Annotated in this window: 17 protein-coding genes, 1 other RNA gene and 1 pseudogene; 7 read left to right on the top strand and 12 right to left on the bottom strand. The window is 56.0% G+C overall.

What is annotated here, in order from left to right:
• Nucleotides 1-559: 559 nt before the first annotated feature.
• Nucleotides 560-877 (top strand): PA4575 family protein, encoded by a 318-nt coding sequence (locus AC07SI_RS27495; protein ID WP_262135332.1) that lies wholly within the window; start codon nt 560-562, stop codon nt 875-877.
• Between the two features lie 5 nt (nt 878-882).
• On the opposite strand, the gene AC07SI_RS27500 is transcribed toward AC07SI_RS27495, so the two are convergent.
• Nucleotides 883-2,706 carry a hypothetical protein gene (locus AC07SI_RS27500; protein WP_495006911.1) on the bottom strand — a complete coding sequence of 608 codons (1,824 nt, stop codon included), beginning with the start codon at nt 2,704-2,706 and terminating at the stop codon, nt 883-885.
• Between the two features lie 163 nt (nt 2,707-2,869).
• Between AC07SI_RS27500 and AC07SI_RS27505 the strand changes: the two genes are divergently transcribed.
• Complete coding sequence (locus AC07SI_RS27505; protein ID WP_010206662.1) at nt 2,870-3,358, top strand: TIGR00645 family protein; 489 nt, start codon at nt 2,870-2,872, stop codon at nt 3,356-3,358.
• A 15-nt stretch (nt 3,359-3,373) separates the two neighbouring features.
• Here the strand turns inward: AC07SI_RS27505 and AC07SI_RS27510 are convergent, their stop codons facing one another.
• The 3 genes from AC07SI_RS27510 to AC07SI_RS27520 all read right to left on the bottom strand — a co-directional run bounded on the left by AC07SI_RS27510 (nt 3,374) and on the right by AC07SI_RS27520 (nt 6,327).
• The gene (locus AC07SI_RS27510) at nt 3,374-4,813 is read right to left on the bottom strand and encodes an ArnT family glycosyltransferase (RefSeq protein WP_495006912.1); all 1,440 of its coding nucleotides are present in this window, start codon (nt 4,811-4,813) and stop codon (nt 3,374-3,376) included.
• Between the two features lie 124 nt (nt 4,814-4,937).
• Nucleotides 4,938-5,963 (bottom strand): hypothetical protein, encoded by a 1,026-nt coding sequence (locus AC07SI_RS27515; RefSeq protein ID WP_495006913.1) that lies wholly within the window; start codon nt 5,961-5,963, stop codon nt 4,938-4,940.
• 112 nt (nt 5,964-6,075) lie between these two features.
• Complete coding sequence (locus AC07SI_RS27520) at nt 6,076-6,327, bottom strand: DUF6124 family protein (protein ID WP_262135328.1); 252 nt, start codon at nt 6,325-6,327, stop codon at nt 6,076-6,078.
• A 933-nt stretch (nt 6,328-7,260) separates the two neighbouring features.
• Between AC07SI_RS27520 and AC07SI_RS27525 the strand changes: the two genes are divergently transcribed.
• The 4 genes from AC07SI_RS27525 to AC07SI_RS27540 are packed head-to-tail and all read left to right on the top strand — an operon-like array spanning nt 7,261 to nt 14,520.
• Nucleotides 7,261-8,994 (top strand): class I SAM-dependent DNA methyltransferase, encoded by a 1,734-nt coding sequence (locus AC07SI_RS27525; protein ID WP_495006914.1) that lies wholly within the window; start codon nt 7,261-7,263, stop codon nt 8,992-8,994.
• Nucleotides 8,984-10,348, top strand: a complete 1,365-nt coding sequence (locus tag AC07SI_RS27530) for a restriction endonuclease subunit S (protein WP_495006915.1) — start codon at nt 8,984-8,986, stop codon at nt 10,346-10,348. The genes AC07SI_RS27525 and AC07SI_RS27530 overlap by 11 nt, the downstream gene beginning before the upstream one ends.
• Nucleotides 10,349-11,401 (top strand): PDDEXK nuclease domain-containing protein, encoded by a 1,053-nt coding sequence (locus AC07SI_RS27535; RefSeq protein WP_495006916.1) that lies wholly within the window; start codon nt 10,349-10,351, stop codon nt 11,399-11,401.
• Nucleotides 11,398-14,520 carry a type I restriction endonuclease subunit R gene (locus AC07SI_RS27540; RefSeq protein WP_495006917.1) on the top strand — a complete coding sequence of 1,041 codons (3,123 nt, stop codon included), beginning with the start codon at nt 11,398-11,400 and terminating at the stop codon, nt 14,518-14,520. The genes AC07SI_RS27535 and AC07SI_RS27540 overlap by 4 nt, the downstream gene beginning before the upstream one ends.
• Before the next feature lie 61 nt (nt 14,521-14,581).
• Here the strand turns inward: AC07SI_RS27540 and AC07SI_RS27545 are convergent, their stop codons facing one another.
• The 8 genes and pseudogenes from AC07SI_RS27545 to AC07SI_RS27580 form a co-directional block, all read right to left on the bottom strand.
• Nucleotides 14,582-15,862, bottom strand: a complete 1,281-nt coding sequence (locus AC07SI_RS27545) for a nucleotide-binding domain-containing protein (RefSeq protein WP_495006918.1) — start codon at nt 15,860-15,862, stop codon at nt 14,582-14,584.
• Entirely contained in the window at nt 15,850-16,449 is a 600-nt protein-coding gene (locus AC07SI_RS27550) for a Pycsar system effector family protein (protein WP_495006919.1), read from the bottom strand. The genes AC07SI_RS27545 and AC07SI_RS27550 overlap by 13 nt, the downstream gene beginning before the upstream one ends.
• A gap of 66 nt (nt 16,450-16,515) precedes the next feature.
• A complete protein-coding gene (locus AC07SI_RS27555) occupies nt 16,516-16,803 on the bottom strand; it encodes a hypothetical protein (protein ID WP_116657723.1) in 288 nt (95 codons plus the stop codon).
• Nucleotides 16,800-17,594: pseudogene (locus AC07SI_RS27560) on the bottom strand (integrase domain-containing protein); the annotation flags it as partial. The gene AC07SI_RS27555 and the pseudogene AC07SI_RS27560, both read right to left, overlap by 4 nt.
• 533 nt (nt 17,595-18,127) lie before the next feature.
• Nucleotides 18,128-18,524: a transfer-messenger RNA gene (gene ssrA, locus AC07SI_RS27565) on the bottom strand.
• Between the two features lie 102 nt (nt 18,525-18,626).
• The gene (locus AC07SI_RS27570) at nt 18,627-18,908 is read right to left on the bottom strand and encodes a PA2433 domain-containing protein (protein WP_065910245.1); all 282 of its coding nucleotides are present in this window, start codon (nt 18,906-18,908) and stop codon (nt 18,627-18,629) included.
• 135 nt (nt 18,909-19,043) lie between these two features.
• Nucleotides 19,044-21,854 carry an FAD-binding and (Fe-S)-binding domain-containing protein gene (locus AC07SI_RS27575; RefSeq protein WP_495006920.1) on the bottom strand — a complete coding sequence of 937 codons (2,811 nt, stop codon included), beginning with the start codon at nt 21,852-21,854 and terminating at the stop codon, nt 19,044-19,046.
• Between the two features lie 70 nt (nt 21,855-21,924).
• Complete coding sequence (locus AC07SI_RS27580; RefSeq protein ID WP_065910248.1) at nt 21,925-23,619, bottom strand: lactate permease LctP family transporter; 1,695 nt, start codon at nt 23,617-23,619, stop codon at nt 21,925-21,927.
• A 251-nt stretch (nt 23,620-23,870) separates the two neighbouring features.
• Here AC07SI_RS27580 and AC07SI_RS27585 point away from each other — a divergent pair, with 251 nt between their 5' ends.
• Entirely contained in the window at nt 23,871-24,638 is a 768-nt protein-coding gene (locus AC07SI_RS27585; protein ID WP_065910250.1) for a GntR family transcriptional regulator, read from the top strand.
• The last annotated feature ends 10 nt before the right edge of the window (nt 24,639-24,648 follow it).

Raw genomic sequence — 24,648 nt, forward strand, 5'->3', positions numbered from 1 at the left:
GCGTCGCGTCGGATATTGCGATCACCCAGGGGATTGAAATAAGGCCGACACCGCCAACCCCCTGTAGGAGCTGTCGATCTTTAGCGAGGCTGCGAAAGCGGTGTCTCAGGCGAAGAAAATGCCAGCAATGCCGTCGCCTTCGCAGCCTCGCTGGGGCTCGACAGCTCCTACACTTGGGCTGCGTCGCGTCGGATATTGCGATCACCCAGGGGATTGAAATAAGGCCGACACCGCCAACCCCCTGTAGGAGCTGTCGAGCTTTAGCGAGGCTGCGAAAGCGGTGTCCCAGGCGCAGAAAATACCAGCAATACCGCCGCCTTCGCAGCCTCGCTGAACTCGATACTTGCTTCCGCATTGGAACAACGGTGCCTTTGGGAACCGATAAAAACGCCACATTTTTGACTCGTCTATAGAGGCCCGACGCCCGTTGGTCCCTACAACCTTGGTTTGCACTGGTTTTATTCTATTCTCTGATCAAGGGATATCCACAGGAGTCGCTGGATAGAAACAGCCTCGCCATCGGCTGAGGTTGAACACCGATCTACCGAGGGTCGCCGCCATGCCGCGCAACCTTTGCCTTACCCGCCAATGCCTGGGCCTGGTCACCCGTATCGAATGCTCCATTCGCCCTCTCGCGGGGGATAACGGGATGTGGACCCTGCTGTTTGCTGCCGGAATGACTGGCGAGCAGCCTTCCACCATCAAGTCCCAGGGCCCGTTTCATGGGCCCTTCGTCGCCGAAACCATTCTGCAATCGATCGTCGAAAGCCTGACCCTGCACGGCTATGAACTGGCGGATGACCCGCAGATCTGGTGCCTGCACCTGCAGGCCCATCTGCGGCAACTCAACGGTGGGCACGAGCGCCTGGCGCTCTAGCCGGGTTACTTGCTTTCGGGCTTGTCCAACTTGACCTCAAAGCCGTACTGCACGGTGCTCAGGTCGGTGCGCTGGTAGCTTTCCAGCGCAGTGGGCTGGCCGTAAAAGTAATGCACATCAAACATCGCCGTGCCGTATTCCTCGGCGCGGTGGCTCACGCCGAGAATTTCCTTGAGGTAGTTGCCGCTCGCGTCCTTGGCGTAGAAGCGCCAGCTGTCGGCGGGGAATTCCTTCTGGTCGACAATCAGCGCGTTGTCCTTGAGCGACAGCCCCTTGGGCAGCTTGGCGACGTCAATCTCAGCCTTTTGGATGGTGGCCAAAAACAGCGGAATCGAGCCCACCACGTACGCCGGGTTTTCCGGGAACAGGTTGAGGTCGTAGGTGAGGGTGCCGCGCGCCGGGTTCAGTTCAAACGCCTCGGTGGGCAACTCGATCGGCTCGCCGCGTTCACCTTTGTCGTCAGCGGTGAAGAAGGTGACCGGTGATTCGCTGCTGTTGCGCTCGCTGCCGACCAGGTCGTCATTGAACGTGAACGGATGGTCGAACACGATATGTGCGGCGCTGGCGTCTTCGACGGACTGGCTGATGGTGACGCTGTTTTTCAGCTGATCCTCAGTCATGGTCGCGTCCTTGAGCCAGCTGGCGGCACCGTCGTCATACACGGTGACCGGCATGGGCAAGGCTTGGACGGTCTTTTCCAGGCTGTTCTTGTCGAAGCGCTGAACCGGCAGGTCGAGGTCCTTGCGAGTGAGCGTGGCCGTGGAGAAATCCAGCACGTTGATCTGCAGGTCGTCGATCAGGCCGTTGAAATACACCTTGGCGTAATGGCTGGTCTGCTTGTGTTCGAAGGCTTTCTGCTCGTCGGTCAGCTGTTTTTCAAACGCATCCGACCAGGCCTTCTGCTTTTGCATCTCGGCCAGTTGCTTCTCATAGAACTCGACTTGCGCGGCGCTTTCGTTGATTGAACCGGAGCGTGTGAGGAATTGCCCGGTGCTGTCGCGTGCCTGCACCAGCAGGGGGTTGGGCGACTCGTCGCCGACTTCCGGCGCCAGCGGTTGGCTGTTGGTCAGCTCGATCTCGGCGTAGTTTTTTTCCAGAAGCACCAGGTTGACCGTGATATTGCCTTCGGTGCGCTTGTGGCCCACGTCCTTTTTCGACAGGTCGAACGTCAGCACTTTGCCCGGCGCGACCACTTCCACCGTACCTTTGAGGCGGACCGGCTGCGGCTGACTTTTGTTTTCTGTCTCGATGCCATCGATGAACGGGTAGGTCACCGTCAGGTCATCCGGGTTGGTCAGGTTGGAGCTGCTGGGGCTCAGCTGGATGCCTGGATCGGTTTCCGACCATTCGGGCTGAAACGGCACGACCTTGTTGTTGCTCAAGGTGACCGACTGCCACTCCAGGCCATGGGGAAAGGGGAATTGCTCGGGGGTGTTGAAGTTGAACGGGAAGACCGGCTGCAGATCCGTCAGGTAGTCGGAGTGCGAGGCCTTGCGCAGCACGAACAGGCCATTGATGTAGGTGTCCACCAGCGCCTGGGGCGTGGGGTAATGCTTGAGCAGGGCCAGGCTGTCTTCGCCGTATTCGGCTTCGATGGGCTTGGTCGCGAGTTTGACCCGCGCCCGTTCCAGCAACAGCAGCGAGCCGCCGAGGTCGGCGATGGCGTCGCGCAGTTTGGGGTCCTGGATGCTGTCGAGGGAGTGTTCGAATTTTGCGGTTTTCTCTTCGAGGGTGGTCTGCTTCTGCTCATCGCTGGGGGAGCAGCCGCTGGCCAGCAGCAATGCCGCGCACAGGCCGAGACTGGCCAAAGGGGATCGCACATCCATCATCTGAATTCTTCCTGTCCGACGTCATGGAGCCGAGTTGATGGGCTCGACACTAGCAGAAAAATTCTCTTACAGATGCCGCACAGGTCAGTTTTCTCGCGGTTACAGGTGTTTGGTAGCGGCTGGTATACTCGCCGCCATTTTTAGCCAAGCTGTGTGAGATCCAATGGAACGCTTTATCGAAAATGCTATGTACGCCTCGCGCTGGCTGCTGGCGCCGATCTATTTCGGCTTGTCCCTCGGGTTGCTGGCGCTGGCGCTGAAATTTTTCCAGGAAGTGATTCACTTGCTGCCGAGCGTGTTCTCGATGGCCGAGTCCGAGCTGATCCTGGTGCTGCTGTCGTTGATCGACATGGCCCTGGTCGGTGGCTTGCTGGTGATGGTGATGATTTCCGGCTACGAGAACTTCGTCTCGCAGCTGGACATCGATGACAACAAGGAAAAGCTCAACTGGCTGGGCACCATGGACTCTTCGTCGCTGAAGATGAAAGTCGCGGCGTCCATCGTGGCGATTTCCTCCATCCACCTGCTGCGCATCTTCATGGACGCCAAGAACGTCGATCCGCAACACCTGATGTGGTACGTGATCATCCACATGACCTTCGTGGTCTCGGCGTTTGCCATGGGTTACCTGGACAAGGTCACCAAGCACTGATGCCCCGCGCCGGCCTTACTGCTCGATGAAGTAGTAAGGCTGGCGGTTGATCGCCATCTCCTTGATGATCGTGACCTTGGTGGTTAAATCGTTGGTGTGGTCCAGCAGCGCAACGTTGCCGGGCCTGGCGGTCAAAAAGCGCTGAAGCTCGGCTTCGGTCTGCAGGATCGGCAGGTAGGCCTGGGTGTAGAACACGCTGGCGCCGGCAATCCGCTCATTGGGCTGAAACAACACCACCTCCTTGCCTTCGGCTTGCAGTGCCTGGATCTGACTGATCAACGGCACGAACGACTGGCGCACGTCGGCTTTGGGCGCGAACCAGAAGGCGGCTATCAGGTAGCAGGCGACCGCCAGGGTGAACACGCCGCCCACCAGCCTGGTGTGGTGTTTATACAACCCCGGTTTGTGGGTCTTGAGCCATTCCAGCAGCACCCGTGCATATTCTGCCGCCAATACGGCGGCGGCTGGCGTGAGCGCCATCAGGTACACCGTGCGTTTGCTCGACGCGAAGGTCAGCAGGGTGAACTGCGCCACCAGCCACACGCTGAAAAACAGGTGGTAACGGTTGCGCACCAGGCTTTTACGGAAATGCCACAGGCCCAGGTACACCAGGATGTTCCAGGGCAGGAACGCCTCGGGCAGCTTCGCGATGTAGTAGTAGATCGGCTCGTAGTGCCCCGCCTCGACAAACGAGCCGCTGAAGCGCCCGACGCTGTTGGTCCACAACACTTCTCCCACCGCCTGCATGCCACCGTGCTGGAACAGGAAGCCCAGCCAGATCATCAGCGGTATCAGCGCCAGCAAAGTGAAGAAGGCCGGCTTGAGCCAGTCGCCTATGCGCAGGCGTTTGTCCATCAGGCTGGTGCTGGCCAGGTACACGAAGATCACGATACCCGGCATCGCCAGGCCCAGCACGCCCTTGCTCAAGGTGGCGATGACCATCCCCACGGTAAACAGGGCCCAGGGCCAGGCGTTGCCGCCTTGACGCTCGGATTCGGGCCGCATCGCCTGATAGAACGCCAGCAGCGCGGTGGTGACGCCCAGGGTCAGTAACGAGTCCTCACCCACGCCGCGCACATTGCCCCAGTAACTGGCCATGGTCGCGAGGATCAAGGCGGCACTGAACGCCAGCGTCTTCGGCCGCCCGAACGTGCGCAGCATGCCGTAGAGCAGCATCACGCTGAACAACCCGGCAAAGGCCGAGGCCAGGCGCACCGCCCAGGTGGTCCCGCCAAACAGGCGAATCGCCCCGGCGTCGATCCACAGGCTCAGCGGCGGTTTTTCCAGGAAGGGCTCGCGAAACAACTGCGGCACCACCCAGTTGTTGTCCAGGTGCATGGCCATGGCGATCCCGGCGACACGGGCTTCGGTGGACCCTTGCAACTCATGGTTGCCTAAGGCAAAGAAGAACAACAGACCGGCAAGCAGGAGCAGCAGGGGAGCGGGACGCGTCATGAATGTGGCTACCAAGGCAGGAGGACCGTCCGGGGGAACGGTCATTGCAATTGGCTAGTATCCGTCGGCGTTTCTGAATATTTCGTGAACGAGTGTCGGATTTTTTTAAAGTGCACCCAGACCCTCACGGGGCCTTCAAACTCGCGACTGCGGACTTGCCTTGCGCCGACAGCACCGGCTCCAGTTGCTCCCAGGTAAAGCTCAGCTCGTTGTCACAGCCGTCGCCTTGGGCGGGTGTCGAGAGTTGCAGGCCCTGGGTGTTGAAGCTCAAATCGAACGTGGAATAGCTGGTCACCGCCGGGCACCCTTCGTCGGTGGTGGTCTGTTTGGCCAGCCACGCGCTGAAGTGGGCGGGCAGTTTGACTTGGCCCGAGTAGGGGGTGTCCCATTGCTCGCGGCCTCCCAGCCACGTCCACGGGTCGACCTTTTCGCCGGTTTGCAGGTTCCAGCTGTGCAGCCCCCAACTGATTCCACCGCGCCCGTAGCCCGCCGACCAGCGATAGAAACGCACGGTGATCCAGTGGGTTGACCAGTACGACGGCTCCACCGTGATCTCGCTGGTCGTGGTGCCGCCACTCTGGTCCAGTGAGTTGCGCCGCTCCCGGTAGAACTCCGTCTGGCCCTCTGGATTGATGGCCATGCGCGCGAGGTCGCGGTTGATCTTATCGATCGCTTCCCCGTCGCCTTCAAGTTTCAGGATGACCTGCCCACCTTGGGTCTTCACTTGATAGGCATGCTCGGCGAAGGTCTTCTTCTCGACCTTTACCGCAGGCGGCGCGGCTTCAAGAGGAAGGTTGTAGGTGTCGCTCGCGCACCCGTCGGCGTCCGCGCGTTTCAACACCAACGCCAGGCTTTTACCACCCAGGGCTTTGCTCCAGGTGCCGGTCAGCGAGTCGTCTTGCGGGTCGTCCAACTGCCAGAAGCCGGTTTGCCCTTCTTCCACCCACGGCTCACTGGCATTGGCCTGAGTCAGCTGAATGGGCGTGAGAATACGTTGGTAGTAATAACTGCCATTGGCGCCGTGGGCGCCGTTGAAACAGACAGTGATCGCGGACTTGCCCAAAGTGCCCGTCCAGACGCCGGCGAGGTCGGCGGCGGTTGCGAGCACTGGGGCGCAGGCGAGGGTGAGAACAGCGAGGGGCTTCAGCACGGGTATCGGACTTCCGGTTGTCTGATAGAGGCGGTCAGGGTAATGGGAAGTGCGGGCGGATTCCAGACGGACAGCAATAGGCCGAGTCGCTGAACGCGTCTCGGCCTTTTTATTACTGGAATGTTTGTGTGTCTTGGGTGAGGACCAGCACGCGCTCGACCAACAACTCGCCCAGCACGATCAGTTGCTGGGTGGCCAGCAGCTTGTGACGGTGGGCGCCGTCGAGTTCGAAGGCCAGATCGGTGGTCATGGCGTTGAGTGACGCGAGGGTTTCGCTGGCTTGGATCAGCAGGGTTTCGGAGGTGATATCCGGAGCGATTGTGAAGAGGGTTGCGGAGGGGGGATTGGGGGTGATCTTTTTCATGATGAAGCTCCCACACTGTTTAAGGAGCTACCGCCCTCTGCTGTCAAACAGGAATGGGAGGCAGCTGTACGCGGGTTGACAGACCGGAAGTGTAGGAACCCGGCGCACCCGAAGATGCCCCACGCACAGCCGCCATGAACTAGGCGGAATGCGTCAAGCATGCCGTCTTATCAAGGGGGGTGAAAGGTTACACTTTTCGGCCTGTCAAAGCCGGTCGCTGATGAGCAGCGACTCGAGGAAATTAACGTTGTGGCGCGGGTTGCGCCAGTTCATCAATGGCGCGATAGCTTGAAGGAAAATTCCGAAGGTCCGTCCTATCGGGCTTTCGAAACCCTAGAAACGACAAAACCCGCACTGGTCGGGTTCTGTCGATGCTTCGAGTTGGTGGGCCGGGGGGATTTGAATTTGCTCTGTAGGATATTGATTTTTTGAGTAAATGTTAAGTTGTCGTTCTTGCTTGGAATACCATTTGGAATACCGTGCTCATTCCGTACGTACACGATCTAATAACCGATCGTATTGGAGTTCATATGCACGCGTCGCAAGTGGAATTTGCATCAAGCTACTCGAGACGCGACAGCATAGGCCACGGAACCTCAACATTTTTTTCCGGGGCGGCGGTGCTTCTGATTATGCATTTAGGCCCATCTTCAGCGCCCACGTTTGGCCCAAAATCACTGATCGCTCGCATGCTTGCGGTTTTGCACTGCATTGACCTGCGTTTTTAGTGGGCGCCCGACAGATTTTTTATGTGAAGCCTGAACACTGATCATGAGCCCCATTTCGAGGGATTGAGCGTTCTACTGGTCGTTGCAACTCAGACGAAACAGGTGGTGACCCGTTATCATGTGGGCAATCTTCGCCCGAGCCTCTGTGGTTGGGTTTTCAGTTTTTACCACGCAATTCATCTGCGTCGAATGTAGGAAGTAGTCCATGACGGTTCAAAAGGGTGCCGAACAGAACGCCAGCAGTGTTGCTGAAAAAGCGCTGAACCAGGCGCGTGCTCGTTTTTCGTCGAGCGAAAGTCCTGTCAGCCCAGAACCTGAGTTGGTAAAAAAGAAGCCTGGGCGCAAGGCGGTCGCCCCTAAAAACAGTAATACCCAGCAGGACTTGCAAAAAACGCTTTGGGCTACTGCGGACAAGATGCGCGCCAACATGGACGCTGCTGAGTACAAGCACATAGTCCTCGGCCTAATCTTCCTGAAGTACATCTCTGATAGTTTTTCTGGCCGCCGCGTAGAGCTGGAGCGCCGTTTTGCCGATGCTAACGACGAATACTACCTGGACAGTGATCATGCTGAGGTACTGGCTCAAGAGCTAGAAGAGCGTGACTACTACAAAGAAGTGAATGTGTTTTGGGTGCCGGAAGTGGCGCGCTGGGAGTCGTTGCGCGCGTCCGCCAAGCAGGTAGATATCGGCAAGCGCATTGACGAGGCCCTGAGTGCCATTGAGGCGGAAAACCCCAAACTCAAAAACATGCTCGACAAGCGCTTTGCCCGCATTGAATTGCCGGACGGAAAACTGGGTGAGCTGGTCGACTTAATCTCGTCTATTGGTTTCGGTTCGGATGTCGGCAAAGCTCGTGATTTACTTGGGCAGGTATACGAATATTTTCTCGGCCAGTTTGCCCGCGCCGAGGGCAAGAATGCTGGGCAGTTCTATACCCCGGCCAGTATCGTTAAGACCTTGGTAGCAGTACTCAACCCTCATCATGGCAAAGTTTACGATCCCTGCTGTGGGTCTGGTGGAATGTTCGTGCAGTCGGAGAAATTCATCGAAGCCCATGGCGGTAAACTCGGCGACGTTTCTATATACGGTCAAGAGTCAAACCCCACGACTTGGCGTTTGGCTGCGATGAATATTGCGATCCACGGCTTCGAGGGTAATCTCGGTAAGGAGCCAGCAGACAGCTTCGTGCGTGACCAACATCCAGAATTGCGCGCTGATTTTGTACTAGCCAATCCTCCTTTCAATATCAGCGATTGGTGGCACGGCAGCCTGGAAGGGGATCCCCGCTGGGTGTATGGCACCCCGCCCCAAGGCAACGCCAATTATGCGTGGCTGCAGCACATGCTCTATCACCTTAAGTTGAGCGGTCGGGCAGGCATTGTGCTGGCTAATGGGTCGATGAGTTCCAGCCAGAACACCGAAGGCGATATTCGTCGTGCGATGGTTGAGGCGGATGTTGTGGAGGTGATGGTTGCGTTGCCGGGGCAGTTATTTCTAAACACGCAGATTCCAGCGTGCTTGTGGTTCCTGGCTAAGCAAAAGGTCAAGCGTCCTGGCGAAGTGCTGTTCATTGATGCGCGGAAGCTGGGGACTAGTATTAGTAGGGTGCAAATTGAGCTACTGGACAGCGACATCGAACTCATTGCCCAGGCGGTAGCCAATTGGCGCGGTGAGCCATTAGATGTTGGTGGAGAAGTCGCTGAATATGCTGATGTGGCGGGATTCTGCCGAAGTGTGAGCCTTACCGAAATCGCTGAGCATGGGTATGTACTAAATCCAGGTCGCTATGTCGGAGCAGAGACGATTGAAGACGACGGTGAGGCCTTTATTAATAAGATGCAAACCCTCACTACTCTATTAGGTGAGCAAATGACTAAAGGTGTTGAACTTGACCTGTTAATCCGTCGGAAGCTAGGAGGCTTGGGCTATGAGTTCTGAGTCTAGAAAATATCGCGTTGAAGAGTTGATCTGTGAGGGGGTGCTTGAAATTGGTGATGGTTATCGAGCGAAAAACTCAGAACTAACAGACGCCGGTATTCCGTTTGCGCGGGCGGGAAACATTAACGATGGTTTTAAGTTTGATGATGCTGATTTTTTTCCGGAGTCGGAGCTGTCACGTGTCGGGTCAAAAGTCAGTCGCCCTGGGGATGTTGTCTTTACATCAAAGGGTACGGTTGGTCGCTTTGCCTTTGTTGAGAAACATAGCCAGCGGTTTGTCTACTCGCCGCAGTTATGTTTCTGGCGATCCTTGAATCCAGATAGGATTCTCCCCGAATATCTATATTATTGGATGAACAGCCAAGAGTTCCTGCTTCAGATTGGTTATCTCAAAGGCCAAACAGATATGGCCGACTACGTTAGCCTAAGAGATCAGCGGCAGATGGCCGTGACTATTCCATCAATACAGCAGCAGCGCTATGTAGTAGATTGCCTGAAACCGATCGATCAGCGTATCACTTTGCTCCGCGAAACTAATATTTCTTTGGAGGCTATAGCCCAGGCAATTTACAAGTCGTGGTTTGTGGATTTCGACCCAGTGTGTACTAAGGAGGCAAGGCCAGATTTGGGCGGTATAGATGCGTCCATCGCGGCATTTTTTCCAGATGGCCTTGAACAATCCGATTTTGGGCTAATACCAAGAGGATGGAACTTCAGACCGATTGGTGAGCTTGTTGAAGGGATTTATGATGGCCCTCATGCCACGCCGGCGAAGTCGAAAAGTGGCCCAGTCTTCCTTGGTATTAAAAACCTAACTGGAACACGTCTCGAGCTTATTAATACTCGATATATCAGTGAGGAAGACTGGAGTAAGTGGACTCGGCGTGTTGAGCCAACTCATGGCGATATAGTTTTCAGCTACGAAGCGACGCTTGGTTTTTTTGCTTTGATTCCGCCGAACATACGTTGTTGCCTGGGCCGCAGGTTAGCTCTGATCCGCCCGCATACTGTTAAAGGTGCAGGATTGTTCTGGTTTCACCAATTTATTTCTTTACCATTTCAACAGATGCTCGATAAGCACACGATCCATGGTGCAACAGTCAATCGCATAGCGTTAAAGGCATTTCCCCGTTATTTGGTGCTTAACCCGCCCGAGGCGTTAAAAATGGCTTTCCATGACTTGGTAGAGCCGCTGTGGGGAACTATCCATAATAACCAAGCGCAACTCAATACACTCATCCAGCTTCGCGATACTTTACTACCGCCTCTGGTCTCCGGCCAAATGCGTCTTCAAGAAACGAGCGCTGCCCCCAGAAAAGGTGAGTTGTCCCGTCAAAAAGTGGGGAGCTGGTGAGTGACGAAAGAAACGATTTCCGCATCGCCGGAGGGCTACACCGACTGGCTGACTCAGCTTAAAGTCGATATTGCTCAATCCCGGCAACGTGCTGCACTGGCTGTCAACGCAGAGTTGGTGCAGTTGTATCACCGGATCGGAGCGGAAATCAGGCAGCGCCAGCAGGTTAACGCTTGGGGCGCGAAAGTCATTGAGAGACTGGCGCGCGATCTTTCCGATGCCTTTCCCGATATCCGTGGTTTTTCCAGCCGTAACCTCAAGTACATGGCGTTTTTTGCTCAGCATTGTCCCAATGGTCTATTTGGGCAGCAGCCTGCTGCCCAATTGCCCTGGTTCCATGTGGTGACCCTGCTGACCAAGCTGGCCAGCCCTGTCGAGCGTGAGTGGTACGCGCAGCAAACTGTCTTGCTCGGCTGGTCACGCAGCACGCTGGAGCAGAATATCAAGAACCGCTTGCAGCAACGCCAAGGTGCGGCAGTCACTAACTTTGTTGCACGTTTACCGGCTGCTGAGTCGGCGTTGGCTCACGAAACCCTGAAAGATCCCTACCTGTTCGACTTTCTTGGCTTGGGGGACGATGCTCACGAGCGTGATATTGAAGATGGACTGATCCGTCATATCACTCGTTTCTTGCTGGAGCTAGGCGCAGGCTTTGCTTTCGTCGGCCGCCAGTTTCGCCTGGATGTGGGCGGTGATGAGTTCTTCATTGATTTGCTGTTCTATCACACCCGCCTCAAGTGTTATGTAGTGGTAGAGCTCAAAGCAACGGCTTTCAAACCCGAGCACGCTGGCCAGTTGAATTTCTATCTGGCGGCCGTGGATGCTCAGATTAAAGCCGAGGATGACAAACCCACCATCGGCCTGCTGCTGTGCAAACAGCAAAACCGCTTGGTGGCCGAGTACGCTTTGTCGGGCATCGAAAAACCCATCGGCGTTGCCGAATACCAATTGCTGCGCGACTTGCCCGAGACCCTGGGCCGAAATCTGCCGAGCATTGCCGAGATTGAGGCCGAATTGGCCGGTGATCTGAACACAGGAAGTGAGTTGGAATGACCGAAGACCAGTTGGAGCAAGAAACCCTCGGCTGGCTGGCAGAGGTGGGTTATACCCATTTGTATGGGCCGAATATCGCTCATGATGGCGAGCAACCCGAGCGTGAAAACTATCGCCAAGTGGTGTTGGCTGAGCGCCTGCGCAGCGCCATGTTGAGGCTCAACCCAAAGGTCCCAGTAGCTGCGCGTGAAGATGCGTTGAAGCAGGTACTAGAATTGGGACTGCCGGTGCAGTTGTCGGCTAACCGCTTGTTCCATCGCCTGCTGGTCGGCGGTGTACCCGTGCAGTATCAAAAAGACGGTGAAACCCGAGGAGACTTCGTTCGCCTGATCGATTGGGCTGATGTGAAAGCCAATGACTGGGTGGCGGTCAATCAGTTCAGTATCCAGGGGCCGAAACACACTCGGCGCCCGGACATCATCTTGTTTGTTAACGGGCTACCGTTGGTATTGCTCGAACTGAAAAATCCTGCAGATGTGAAGGCTGATCTGGGTAAAGCCTTTGATCAAATCCAAACCTATAAAGAGCAGATTCCGGACCTGTTCCAATACAACGAAGTCCTGGTGATTTCCGACGGTAGTGAGGCCCGTATGGGGTCGTTGTCGGCTGATCTTGAGCGCTTCATGAACTGGAGGACCATCGACGGCCAGGATCTCGACCCATTGGGGCAATTCAACGAGCTGGAGACATTGGTACGCGGTGCTCTGGTACCAGAGATGTTGCTCGACTACTTGCGTTACTTCGTGTTGTTCGAGGACGACGGCCGGTTGGTAAAGAAGATTGCTGGCTATCACCAATTCCATGCAGTTCGCGCAGCCATTCAGCAGGTAGTGACAGCCTCGCGTCCCGGCGGCAGTCATAAGGGCGGGGTGGTCTGGCATACGCAAGGTTCGGGTAAGAGCATCACCATGACGTGTTTTGCTGCTCGGGTGATGCAGGAAACGGCGATGGAAAACCCGACCATTGTTGTGATCACTGACCGTAACGATCTGGATGGTCAGTTATTCGGGGTGTTCTCGCTGTCCCAGGATTTGCTGCGTGAGCAACCCGTCCAGGTGGAATCGCGTGGGGACTTGCGTGCCAAACTGGCCAACCGTCCTAGTGGCGGTATCGTGTTCGCGACCATCCAGAAGTTTATGCCTGGAGTCGATGAAGACAGCTTCCCGGTACTGTCCTTGCGGCCAAACATTGTTGTTATCGCCGATGAGGCTCATCGCACTCAATATGGTTTTAACGCTGAGCTGAAAATACCCACGGGGCTTCAGGTTGCTGAGAGCAAAGCGCGTTATCAGGTTGGTTTTGCTCATCACCTGCGCAATGCACTGCCGAACGCGACATTCGTAGCATTTACTGGCACCCCCGTATCCGGTGAGGATCGAGACACCCGCTCGGTTTTTGGTGAGTACATTCACGTCTATGACATGCAGCAGGCGACTGAAGATGGGGCGACCGTCGCCATCTACTATGAATCGCGCTTGGCCAAACTTTCGCTGAAAGAGAGTGAGCTACCTACGATCGACGATCAGGTCGATGAGCTGGCAGAAGATGAAGAAGACGACCAGCAGTCGCGACTGAAAAGCCGTTGGGCCGCGTTGGAAAAGGTCGTAGGGGCAGAACCACGGATTCAGAGCATTGCGTCGGATCTGATCACGCACTTTGAGGCGCGTAATCTGGGTTTGGTCAGTATGGAACAGATGCCCGGCAAAGCCATGGTGGTAGCCATGAGTCGCGAGATTTGCGTGCACCTATACAACGAGATCGTCGCTCGGCGTCCTGAGTGGCACGACGAGGATCCGGAGAAAGGTGCGATCAAGATCGTGATGACTGGCAGCTCGTCGGATAAGGCTTTGCTGCGACCGCATATCTATTCTGGGCAGGTCAAAAAGCGCTTGGAGAAGCGTTTCAAAGATCCACTGGATCCCCTCAAGCTTGTGATTGTCCGCGACATGTGGCTGACCGGGTTTGATGCACCTTGCGTTCATACCTTGTACGTGGACAAACCCATGAAGGGCCACAACCTGATGCAGGCCATTGCCCGGGTTAACCGTGTCTTCAAGGACAAGCAAGGTGGCCTTGTGGTGGACTACATCGGCATTGCCAACGAGTTGAAGGCTGCGCTCAAGGAGTACACCGGCAGCAAAGGCAAAGGCCGGCCGACGGTGGATGCCTATGAAGCCTATTCGGTATTAGAGGAGAAGCTCGACGTTCTGCGCAGCCTGCTACATGGCTTCGATTATGGAGATTTTCTCACCGGTGGACACAAACTATTGGCCGGGGCAGCGAACCATATCCTGGGAATGGAAGATGGTAAAAAGCGGTTTGCTGATAACGCATTGGCTATGGGTAAGGCATTTACCTTGTGCTGTACGCTGGATGAGGCCAAGGCCGTTCGCGAGGAAGTGGCGTTCTTTCAGGCTATCAAGGTCATTCTGATCAAGCGTGAAGTCAGTCAGCAGAAAAAAACTGACGAAGAACGTGAATTGGCTATTCGACAGATCATCGGTAACGCAGTGGTTTCAGGTGATGTAGTGGATATTTTCGAGGCGGTGGGTCTGGAAAAACCTAACATCGGCTTGCTTGATGATGCGTTTCTCGCGGAGGTGCGCAACCTTCCAGAGAGAAACCTGGCAGTGGAGCTGCTGGAGCGATTGCTCGAAGGCGAAATAAAAAGCCGTTACAGCTCTAACCTGACTCAAGAGAAGAAATTCTCTGAGTTGTTGGGCAGCGTCATCAAGCGCTACCAGAACCGTTCCATTGAAACGGCGCAGGTCATTGAAGAACTGATTGAAATGGCCAAAAAGTTCGCCCAGGCCAGCAAGCGCGGTGACGTGCTTGGGCTGAACGATGATGAGTTGGCGTTTTACGATGCTTTGGCGACTAACGAAGCTTCTGTGCGGGAGTTGGGCGATGAAATCCTGGCGAAAATTGCCCATGAGCTCACTGCTAGTCTGCGGGCCAATGTCAGTGTCGACTGGAGTAGTCGTGAAAGCGTTAGGGCTAAGCTGCGGATCTTGGTGCGGCGGATTTTGCGTAAATACAAGTATCCACCGGATAAGGCTGAGGATGCGGCGCAGATGATTCTCGACCAGGCAGCAATGCTATGTGAAGGTTGGTTGTAGAAACAGTCCTTTCCTTATCACAGATCAAAGGGTGATAAGGAAAGGGCCGCAGATTGTCAATCTATCCAATGAATACGCTGTATTTTTGCTCAGGATACGTTAAGACCCCGTCCTCAAGCACGGATACAAACATATGATGTAGCCCTAGATAGGAGGCTCCTTCCCAGCGTTTAGCAAAATATAGGCCGTTATCGCGCTGTATTGCTTTGACGAGCGTTTCATGATTCCCTTTGTCGTTAGCAATCCCGGCCTGTTTTCCATTGTTCTCTACACGAAAATTTACTTCTATATTGTTAGATGAAGTAATTGGCCTGAAGAGCGCTTTGAATTCTATGCCTTGATGCAATGGCACAGACCGCGAGCATTTGTGGTAGTGTTCATCTGATTGTATGCCTTTCTCTCGCTTTATTGTACTGGATATTTTTATCGGGTAATTATCGTCCTCGGGATACGGAAGTAATGCGCTGTATTTATCCTGAGAGAGAACATACTGGCGGTAGTTCATCGGCCGACCGTCAGCGTCTCTGTAATTCGGGGAGACATAAGGTAATGTTATTTTCTCACCTGCACTTATGGCGCGCCTCACTTCCACGACTTCATCGTGTAGGTCTAGAAGATCAACAACTGATTGTCCAAGCATGACTCGATTTCGAGGAGCACTCTGCTGCAGTTTTGCTGCAACGTCGACATGGAAAGAGGTTGCTGTTACCTCCGATACACCAGCGTAACCATACATTCCCCATAGAACTTGTTCGTGAGTTCCGTAGTCTATGCCGACTCGAATCCCGACATCCTCAGCTAAGCCGCGTTCGCGTAGCTTTGGAACCACTTCCTCGCGGATATATTGAACAAGGACGGCGCCACAGTTGATAGCATCAATTGCGCTGTTATTCGTATTCCCTTCGCCTCTAAAAAATGCGAGGACGGCATCTCCCATTATGCGATGGACGTGGCCGTCGAATGCAAGTACGCATTCAATAGCACATTTTATAATTTGATTTTTAAAGTAAAAAACCATTTCAGGTGAATAGTATACCCCTAGTCGGGTTGAACCTTGTATGTCAACGAATAGTGATGTTACAAAGCCCTTCTGCCATTCGCCTGATTCGACTAAATGGTCGAAGTCTGGATGTCCGCCAATTACAGCGTTTTTTATACCAGGTTTTCCATAAAGTTTGCGTATATTGTTTTGAATGCCGTAATCATGTATTTGCTCTACTGACTCAAGTGATACTGATTCTGTCACCATTTTCGGTGATTGTGTAGAGTCGAAAGTGCGAGCTGATTTTGTGAGTGTGGGATCCATTTCAAAGGAGCCAAATATTTTATTCATCCGTGACATATATAATATCCTGCGACTTCAAGTGTTTGAATTAAACCAAAGGCAAGCAGAGCTACAAGGTTCCATTTGGTTAGGTTTGCTGCCTTGGAAATTATTTTGAATTTTAAATTAGTTATAACGGCAACTTCATGGACCCGAATTGACAAGTCACGCTCAAGCTCGTCGGCGCTTTTTACCTTGACGGAGTTCGCAAATTCAGAAGCGGTGAAGTTTTTGGCAATAGAGCCAAAGAAAAATATTGAATGAGGTTCAGTCCCCCTGGGGCCAGTGCTGGCACTTGTTAAATTGGGCCAGATGCTTTTGATTACGTAGTAGATACTTAATAGCGAAAGAAGCGTTATTATTGTTAGGATGGAAATTAATAAGTATAGATAATGGCTTTCCTTTTGAATGAAGCTGTCTGCCTTGAGAACAACGCCGCCGAATATTGCTGCGTTTAGAGTCGTTAATAACCCACTTTTGAAATTCACTGTCCCAATGTATGCGTCAAATCTTTTTAGGCTGTCCCAAAGGCTAGACATCCGAAGCTTTTGCTCATCGCTGACCTTTCCTCGCTCCTCGGAGGCCTTCAACTCAGGGGTATCCATTTTAAAGCATCTCCAATAACGATAGGTGACATCATCCTAGCATCACATCGTGCAAACGATCGCTTCCTAACCGTGTTGCGCGTTAATAACATCCCGCTCAGCACCTAATCGTTTCTCGATTAACAGAGCGGTGAGTCGATAGTGATATCGAGTGGCGTCCGAGCGGTTCTTCAGATGCTGAGTGAAAAACCATCGCATGTGCTTGAGTTGCCAGCGCCAAGGATTGTCTCGCTGCCATCGTTGTTGAATGGCGGCTTGCATGATTCGGGCTTGCCGTAGATGTCGTTGTTGCGTGGCTGTCGAGCCGGTCAATGCGCCGCTCAGGAACAGCGCCATATCGAAGGGCTTGGTCATGTCCGACCTCCTATATAGGTCGAAACCACATCGACCCGGTTATGCCCGAGCTCAGCACTGATCCGTTGTCGTGCCCATCGATCAAGGTCGTGATCCATACGATAACAGTGACCACCATTGACCGGGGCGTCGTGGCCGGTGAGTTGCTCGTAACGTTTACAGGCATAGGCAGCTCGCAACTCATGAAACCCCTTCACCCCCTGCCTCTGTAGTAATTCGCGAGCGGGCCGCACCGTCTGTTGCAGGAAAGTCGCATAGCTTTCGCCTTGGGCCAGCAAGTTGCGGCTGCTGGCCGGTGAGGCGTGACAAGCCATTTGCAATGCCTCCTTCACCTCTTCGTTGGCAGCGATCCATCGCGGCGCCGAAGCCCCGGATCGGTCTCCTTTAGCGCCGTCCTGAATATTGATGCGACCGAATCGCTTCGCTTCGCGTTGTAGGCGTGGCAGATCAGCCAGAATCGCCTCCCGTAGGCGCATACCGGTTACGCGGGCCAGATAGACAATCGCAGCGACGCGATGGTGCTGCTGTTCTAGAGGCGCTGCAATGACTCGCTTTACCTGTTGAAGATCTTGGCCGTCTGGTGAGCGTGTACGGATGCTTGATCGCTGCAAGCCAAGCAGCTTGCTCGGGCTGGCGATTTTCACACACTGATCACCGCGTAGCGCCGCGAGTGTGCGGTTGAGGCTATTCAGGTGGTTCTGCGCGGTTGCGATGCAGATTTCACCTTGTTGGATCTGCTTGCGCAGGTGCGCGGCGTAGCCGAGCAAGGCACTGCGATCTATCAACCGGGACCGTCCGCCGACCGACCACCGGGTTAATCTGAATTGACGTCCTATGTCATTGATTGTTTACGTTAAATTTATTTTTATTTTAATTGGAATACTCGTTGGAACGCCCCCACCAGATATCCACGCTCTGGTCCGTAGTTTGTAATCGATTTTACGCCCTTGCTTCTAATCTTTGATTAGAACTTCCTGCCGCTCTCGGGACACAGGTTACGATTGATAGGAGGCTGAAGGTGGTGAATGGCAGAAATCGGCCAAAAGCGGACAGTTACGCAGGGTTAGCAGCCCTTCCTTGAAGCTCAAAGGCGTCTATGAAACTAGGGGAGACTCAAGGTGGGGGGGGAGCAGTCATGAGATTTCCCTCAGACACTGATTTAGTAGTCCAAAAATTAGCATCGGATGGGCTGGAATACTGTTTGGAATACCAGAACTTCTGGAACTCCAAAAAGCTACGGAAACCTCAATAGCCGCTAAAGCCCCGTATTCACTGGATTTCAGGCACAAAAAAAGACGTCCGTGGACGTCTTTGTTTGATCATTTGGTGGAGCCGGGGGGATTTGAACCCCCGTCCGCCAGTACTCCGCTGTCGGTACTACATGCGTAGCCGTTTCTATTAAGTTAACCCTCAGCGACCCGAAGGGCAGGGTGCTTTGGGCGAGTTGTGTAAGTTTTAGCCGCTTCGTCCACAACGTACTGCACGGCGATTCTGTTCTATATGACAATCACTTTGGGTTTACAGACATCCCCTGGTGATTGCTGGACCCGAAGGTACCAGAAGCTCAGGGCTAAGGCTGCTTACGCAGCGAGAGCGAATTCCTGGCCGTAGTTTTCGTCATTGGCAACTATAAGAAGTTGCAACAGTGGATTTACGAGTTCTGTTACCAACTCGGCATGCACCTAAAGTTTCGCGACCGGCGTCGAATCCTAAACGGCCCCGTGCTTGTAACTCGTTGTTTCTTAGTGAGTGACAAGCCTGTGCAGTGTACGCCAAACGCTCACGGAAGGCCAACCCGAAGGTTGGCCATCAACGACGGCGTGTTACTGGTTGCCGCCTTTTTCAGTGTTCTGCAGGTCTTGCAGGGCTTTGGAGGTGATCTCGATGCACTTCTTGTCATCACCTGCAGCATGGGCTGCTTTCGCCTGGGAGACGGCAGTGTCGATTTCTCCCTTCTTGCCGCTGGTGTCAGTGGCAAGCAGGGCTTGGCCGTTGTTGATTTTGTCCAGATTGATCTTGCACAGATCGGGCTCGCCCGCAGCGAAAACAGGGGAGGCCAGCATCGCAGCGGTAATGAACAAGCCAGCAAGAGCGGAACGCTTCATAGGGTATCTCCTTGCGCAAAAGGGCTCGACGCTGCTGGCGTTCAACGGCTGCCAGCGACATCACTGTTGAGCCTCGTTCGTCGAGGCCTATGCAGATGACTACGCCGGCGCGCAGGGGTTCGTTTTTTTGCAGGATTAATGCACGCGGGCCTGGGTGACCCGGTCCACGAGATACACCAAGCCGTGATAATCAATGCCTCCGTGCTGGCTCAGGCCGATCTCGCAGGTGCGGCTGGTGGAGAGGCCTTCACTGCAATGTTGCACGGCGTCTTTGAGCGAGCGCAGCGCGTGGGCGTTGAGTTCCGGCGTGGTGAAACCCTTGTCGCCGGCAAAACCACAGCAGTGGATGCCTTCCGGGATCACCACGGTTTTTGAGCAGCGTCGGGCCAGGTCGATCAACGCCTGGCTTTCGCCCAAATGCTGGGTGCTGCAGGTAACGTGTACCGCAATCGGCGCTTCCTGGGGGGTGAAGTCGAGTCGGTCCATCAGGTGTGTGCGGATAAAACGTACCGGGTCGTAAAGGTCCAGGCGCGTTTCGCCGAGGTCTTGCACCAAGCGCAGGGTGCAGGGGCTGGTGTCGCAGTAGATCGGATCGAGTCCACCACGGCTGGCATGCAGCAGCGCGCCGATCAGTTCCTGGCGTTTGTGCTCCGCCTGTTCGGCATAGCCCTTGGAAGCAAACGGCTGGCCGCAGCACAGGCTGTCTTGATTGTCGGGGAACACCACTTGGTAACCGGCTTTTTCCAGCAGGCCACGGGTCTTGTCGTACAGCGACATCTGTTCTTTATCACGGGCGGACGGCCCCATGGCGCGTGAGACGCAAGCCGCCAGGTAGACCACGCGGGGCCGCTCATCGGTCACGGTCGGGCTGAAGCGGATGGCTTTCTCCGGCTGTGGCATGGCGCTGGTCCACTGCGGGATTTGCCCCTTGGACAACCGGGTCACCGTGGCAGACAGTTTTGCCAGGCGAGGGGCGCCCAACAGCATGCGCGCACCGTTGGCGACATGCAGGGTAAAGCGCGCGCCTTGCAATGCCGTGGCGAAATGGGTGGCGAGCCATTCGGCGGTTTTCGTACGGTCGGCATCGCGGCTGCGCAGCTTCTTCACCAGGTCGCCGGTATTGATTCCTACAGGGCAACGTTGCGCACACAGGCCGGTGGCGGCGCAGGTGTCGATACCCTGGTAGTGATAGGCGGCTTCGAGTTCAGTGGTGTCGACGCCTGCGCGTTTTTTCGCCTGGATATCGCGCCAGATCACGATGCGCTGGCGCGGGCTCAACGTCAGGCCTTTGGAGGGACACACCGGCTCGCAGAACCCGCACTCGATGCACTTATCCACAATCTCGTCGGCGGCCGGCAGGGGCTTGAGGTGCTTGAGGTGGATTTGCGGGTCTTCGCTGAGTACTACATCCGGGTTGAGAATGCCGTTGGGGTCCAGCAGGCGCTTGAGCTGCCACATCAGCTGATAGGCATCGCTGCCCCATTCCAGCTCGACGAAAGGTGCCATATTGCGGCCTGTGCCGTGTTCGGCCTTCAGCGAACCGCCAAACTCCACGGCCACCAATTGCGCGACGTCGTCCATGAACGCCTGGTAGCGCGTGACTTCTTCCGCGCTGTTGAAGCCTTGGGTGAACACGAAGTGCAGATTGCCTTCCAGGGCGTGTCCGAAAAGGATGGCTTCGTCGTAGTGATGTTTGTCGAACAGTTCGATCAAGCGGTTCACGCCGATCGCCAGTTGCTCGACCGGGAAAGTGACGTCTTCGATGATCACCGTGGTGCCGGTTTTGCGGACGGCACCGACGGCGGGGAAGGTGTCTTTGCGGATCGCCCACAGGCGGGCGTTTTCCACCGGGTCTTCAGTGAAGTCGACTTGCTTCTCTACGGGGAACGGCGCCAGGGACGCCATGATCAGCGCCAATTGTTCGTGGAGCAGTGATGGGGAGGCGGCGCGGGATTCGATCAGTAGCGCGCAGGCATTTTCCGATAAGTGCTGTACGAAAGCCGGCATGCCGGGTTTGTCCTGCACCGAGCGCATGCTGCGCCGGTCCAGCAGCTCCACCGCCGAGACTGGCTGAGTTTTCAGCACGGTCACCGCGTTGCAGCAGGTCTCGACATCCGGGAACACAATCAGCGCCGACGCTTTGTTGGGGTGGTCGATCACTGTGTCGTAGGTCACCGCGCTGATAAAGCCCAGGGTGCCTTCGGAGCCGACCAGCAGATGGCTGAGGATATCCAGAGGTTCATCGAAATCCACCAGGGCATTGAGCGACAGCCCGGTGGTATTTTTCAGACGATACTTGTGGCGGATTTTTGCCGCCAGTTCGGCATTTGCCCGCGTCTCGCGGCCGAGTGTCGCCAGTCGCTCAAGCAGGGCTGCATGGTGTTTTCGAAACGCTGCAACGCTGGCTGCATCCTCGGTGTCCAGTCGGCTGCCATCAGCCAGTACCAGACGAATCCCGGCCAGGGTGTGATAGGTGTTCTGCGCGGTGCCGCAGCACATGCCGCTGGCATTATTGGCAACGATGCCGCCGATCTTGCAGGCATTGATTGACGCCGGATCCGGCCCGATCTTGCGCCCGAACGGCGCCAGCCACGCATTGGCCTGGGCGCCGATGACGCCGGGCTGCAGGCGGATCTGCGTGCCTTGCCCGCGAATCTCGCGGCCGTTCCAGTTGTCACCCAGCACGATCAGTACTGAATCGCTGATGGCTTGCCCGGACAGGCTGGTGCCCGCCGCGCGGAAGGTCACCGGCACGCGGTCGCGTTGGGCCAGTTGCAGCAGCGCGACGACTTCGTCTTCCGACTCCACGCGGATCACTAGCTGTGGGATCAGTCGATAAAAGCTGGCGTCGGTACCGAATGCGAGGGTGGAAAGTGGGTCGTCGAAACGCCGATCGTTCGGGATCAGCTGTATGACGTCGGCAAGGAAAGCGGCAGGCAGACTCATTGGTCCTCCAGAAATAGCTGACGCCGGAACCGTTGTCCGGCGTCGATTCTTACCCTATTGCGTGCAGGTCTCAGTGAACCAGCATACCGGTGAACCAGTAGGCCTGCGCCAAGGTGATCAGCCCGACGATCGTGGCAAAGAACAGGCTGTGCTTGAGGGTGAAGCGGAACAGGTCGGACTCCTTGCCCACCAGGCCAGTGGCTGCGCAGGCGACCGCGATTGATTGTGGCGAGATCATCTTGCCGGTCACGCCGCCGCTGGTGTTTGCCGCGACCAGCAGGGTGTCGTTGACGCCGATCTGGTGCGCGGTGGTGGCTTGCAGCGAGCTGAACAGTGCATTGGATGAGGTATCGGAGCCTGTCAGGAAAACCCCCAGCCAGCCGAGGAAAGGCGAGAAGAACGGGAAGGCCGCCCCGGTGCCGGCCAGCACCAGTGCCATGGTCGACGACATGCCGGAATAATTGGTGACGAAGGCGAACGCCAGCACCATGCCGATCGACAGGATGGGCCAGCGCAGCTCGTAGAAGGTCTCTTTTAAAGTGGTAAGACCAGTTTTGATATCGATCTTCAGCACCAGCATCGACACCAGTGCCGAGAAGAAAATCGCAGTGCCGGTGGCCGAGATCGGGTCCAGCTTGAACACGGCCGGGATCGCGGTGGGATTGGTGACGATGGGCGCCACCTTGATCACCAGTTGGTCCAGGTGCGGGATCGCGAAGTTGAACACCCAGCTGTACATCGAGCCGCCGGCGGCAAACATTGCCTTGAACGGTTTGAGCGTCCAGATGGTGACCAGCACGGTCAGGATCAGGAACGGCGACCAGGCCTTGAAGATCTGCACCAGGCTGTAGGGCGAAGCAACGGTGTTGCGCGGCAGGCCGAAGCCGCCAGCGCTGGCGGTGACTGCTGCGCTCGACGTGGCGCCGGCAATCTGCGCGCCCGCGGTGCGCTTGGGTTGCCAGACTTTGAGGAACAAGGTCAGGGCAATCAGGCTGGCCAGGGCCGAGGTGATGTCTGGTAGTTCCGGGCCAATGAAGTTGGAGGTGAAGTATTGGGTGACGGCGAAGCTCAAGCCGGCCACCAGCGCCGCCGGCCAGGTTTCGCGCACGCCGCGCAGGCCATCCATCATGAACACCAGCCAGAACGGCACGAACAGCGACAGCAGGGGCAGTTGGCGACCGGTCATGGCGCCGATCTTGAACGCGTCGATGCCGGTCACCTGGCCGGCCACGATGATCGGGATCCCGAGTGCGCCGAAGGCGACCGGCGCGGTGTTGGCGATCAAGCACAAGCCGGCGGCATACAGCGGGTTGAAGCCCAGGCCTACCAGCAGCGCGGCAGTGATCGCCACGGGGGCGCCGAAACCGGCGGCACCTTCCAGGAATGCGCCGAAGCAGAAGCCAATCAACAGCACTTGCAGGCGTTGATCGTCAGTGATCGACAGCACCGAGCTGCGGATGATTTCGAATTGGCCGCTCTTGACCGTCAGTTTGTACAGGAACACGGCTGCCACGATGATCCAGGCGATAGGCCACAGGCCGTAGGCGAAGCCATAGCCGGCGGCGGCCAGCGCCATGTCTACCGGCATCTGGAAGGCGAAGATCGCGACCAGGATCGAGAGCGCCAGGGTGATGCTCCCGGCAACGTGGCCTTTGAGGCGAAACACCGCCAGGGCCAGGAAGAAGAATACGATCGGGATAACGGCGGCCAGTGCGGACAGGCCGAGGCTGCCGAGCGGGCTGTAGAGCTGTTGCCAGGTTTGCATATGGGGTGGCCCCTGATTGTTGTTGTTTAGTCAGCTTGGATAATTGGTAATACCAATTTACAATCGCTGTGGGCTAGGTTAAAAGGCTTCGGGCCGGTGTGTCAATTTGCCGCTTGCGAAACTTTGGTCTCAGGTCTGCGAGGACGGGGAGCTGAGCGGATAAATCCAAGGCGTTCTGATAGGTGCTGCGAGCGCGGCGATAGGCCAGAATAGAGGGCCCGGCGAGTGGTCGGGATGGTGGAGAGTGAGTTATGGGGTTTGATCAGGTGCGTCAGCGCCGTTTGTCTGACGATATTGTCGAGCAGCTTGAGGGCATGATCCTTGAGGGCACGCTGAAGTCGGGTGAGCGCTTGCCGGCCGAACGGGCCTTGGCTGAGCAATTTGGCGTGTCGCGCCCGTCATTGCGCGAAGCAATCCAGAAGCTGGCGGCCAAGGGCTTGCTCGTGAGTCGTCAGGGCGGTGGCAACTATGTCGCGGAGTCGCTGGGGTCTACGTTCAGTGATCCACTGTTGCACCTGTTGGAGAACAATCCCGAAGCGCAGCGTGACTTGCTGGAGTTTCGCCAGACCCTGGAAGCTTCTTGTGCTTATTACGCCGCATTGCGCGCCACCGAGGTGGATCGCGAGCGGCTGACGGCGGCGTTCGAAGCACTGCAGGATTGCTACACCCGCGCCGATGACGTGAGCCGGGCGGAGGAGGGGGCGGCGGATGCAAGGTTCCACTTGGCGATTGCCGAGGCCAGCCACAATGCGGTGCTGCTGCACACGATTCGCGGCTTGTTCGATCTGCTCAAGCGTAACGTGGTCACCAACATCGGCGGCATGTATCAGCAGCGCACGGAAACCCGTGACATGCTGATCAGTCAGCACCGGGATTTGTACCTGGCGATTATCGAGGGGCGGGCGGAGCAGGCGCGAGAGGTTTCAACACGTCACCTGCTGTATGTGCAGGAAGTGTTGGAAGAGGTGCGTCAGGAGGTTCAGCGCGTGGCGCGTGCCGAGCGGCGCAAGGGGATGTAGCCGCGGGCGT

Source organism: Pseudomonas sp. GW821-FHT05D12, assembly GCF_059419825.1.

Coding starts and splice junctions, on each gene's coding strand:
- AC07SI_RS27550 (WP_495006919.1), bottom strand. CDS start 16,449: ATGGATACCCCTGAGTTGAAGGCCTCCGAGGAGCGAGGAAAGGTCAGC.
- AC07SI_RS27495 (WP_262135332.1), top strand. CDS start 560: ATGCCGCGCAACCTTTGCCTTACCCGCCAATGCCTGGGCCTGGTCACC.
- AC07SI_RS27525 (WP_495006914.1), top strand. CDS start 7,261: ATGACGGTTCAAAAGGGTGCCGAACAGAACGCCAGCAGTGTTGCTGAA.
- AC07SI_RS27545 (WP_495006918.1), bottom strand. CDS start 15,862: ATGTCACGGATGAATAAAATATTTGGCTCCTTTGAAATGGATCCCACA.
- AC07SI_RS27500 (WP_495006911.1), bottom strand. CDS start 2,706: ATGATGGATGTGCGATCCCCTTTGGCCAGTCTCGGCCTGTGCGCGGCA.
- AC07SI_RS27575 (WP_495006920.1), bottom strand. CDS start 21,854: ATGAGTCTGCCTGCCGCTTTCCTTGCCGACGTCATACAGCTGATCCCG.
- AC07SI_RS27580 (WP_065910248.1), bottom strand. CDS start 23,619: ATGCAAACCTGGCAACAGCTCTACAGCCCGCTCGGCAGCCTCGGCCTG.
- AC07SI_RS27585 (WP_065910250.1), top strand. CDS start 23,871: ATGGGGTTTGATCAGGTGCGTCAGCGCCGTTTGTCTGACGATATTGTC.
- AC07SI_RS27530 (WP_495006915.1), top strand. CDS start 8,984: ATGAGTTCTGAGTCTAGAAAATATCGCGTTGAAGAGTTGATCTGTGAG.
- AC07SI_RS27540 (WP_495006917.1), top strand. CDS start 11,398: ATGACCGAAGACCAGTTGGAGCAAGAAACCCTCGGCTGGCTGGCAGAG.
- AC07SI_RS27510 (WP_495006912.1), bottom strand. CDS start 4,813: ATGACGCGTCCCGCTCCCCTGCTGCTCCTGCTTGCCGGTCTGTTGTTC.
- AC07SI_RS27570 (WP_065910245.1), bottom strand. CDS start 18,908: ATGAAGCGTTCCGCTCTTGCTGGCTTGTTCATTACCGCTGCGATGCTG.
- AC07SI_RS27505 (WP_010206662.1), top strand. CDS start 2,870: ATGGAACGCTTTATCGAAAATGCTATGTACGCCTCGCGCTGGCTGCTG.
- AC07SI_RS27555 (WP_116657723.1), bottom strand. CDS start 16,803: ATGACCAAGCCCTTCGATATGGCGCTGTTCCTGAGCGGCGCATTGACC.
- AC07SI_RS27520 (WP_262135328.1), bottom strand. CDS start 6,327: ATGAAAAAGATCACCCCCAATCCCCCCTCCGCAACCCTCTTCACAATC.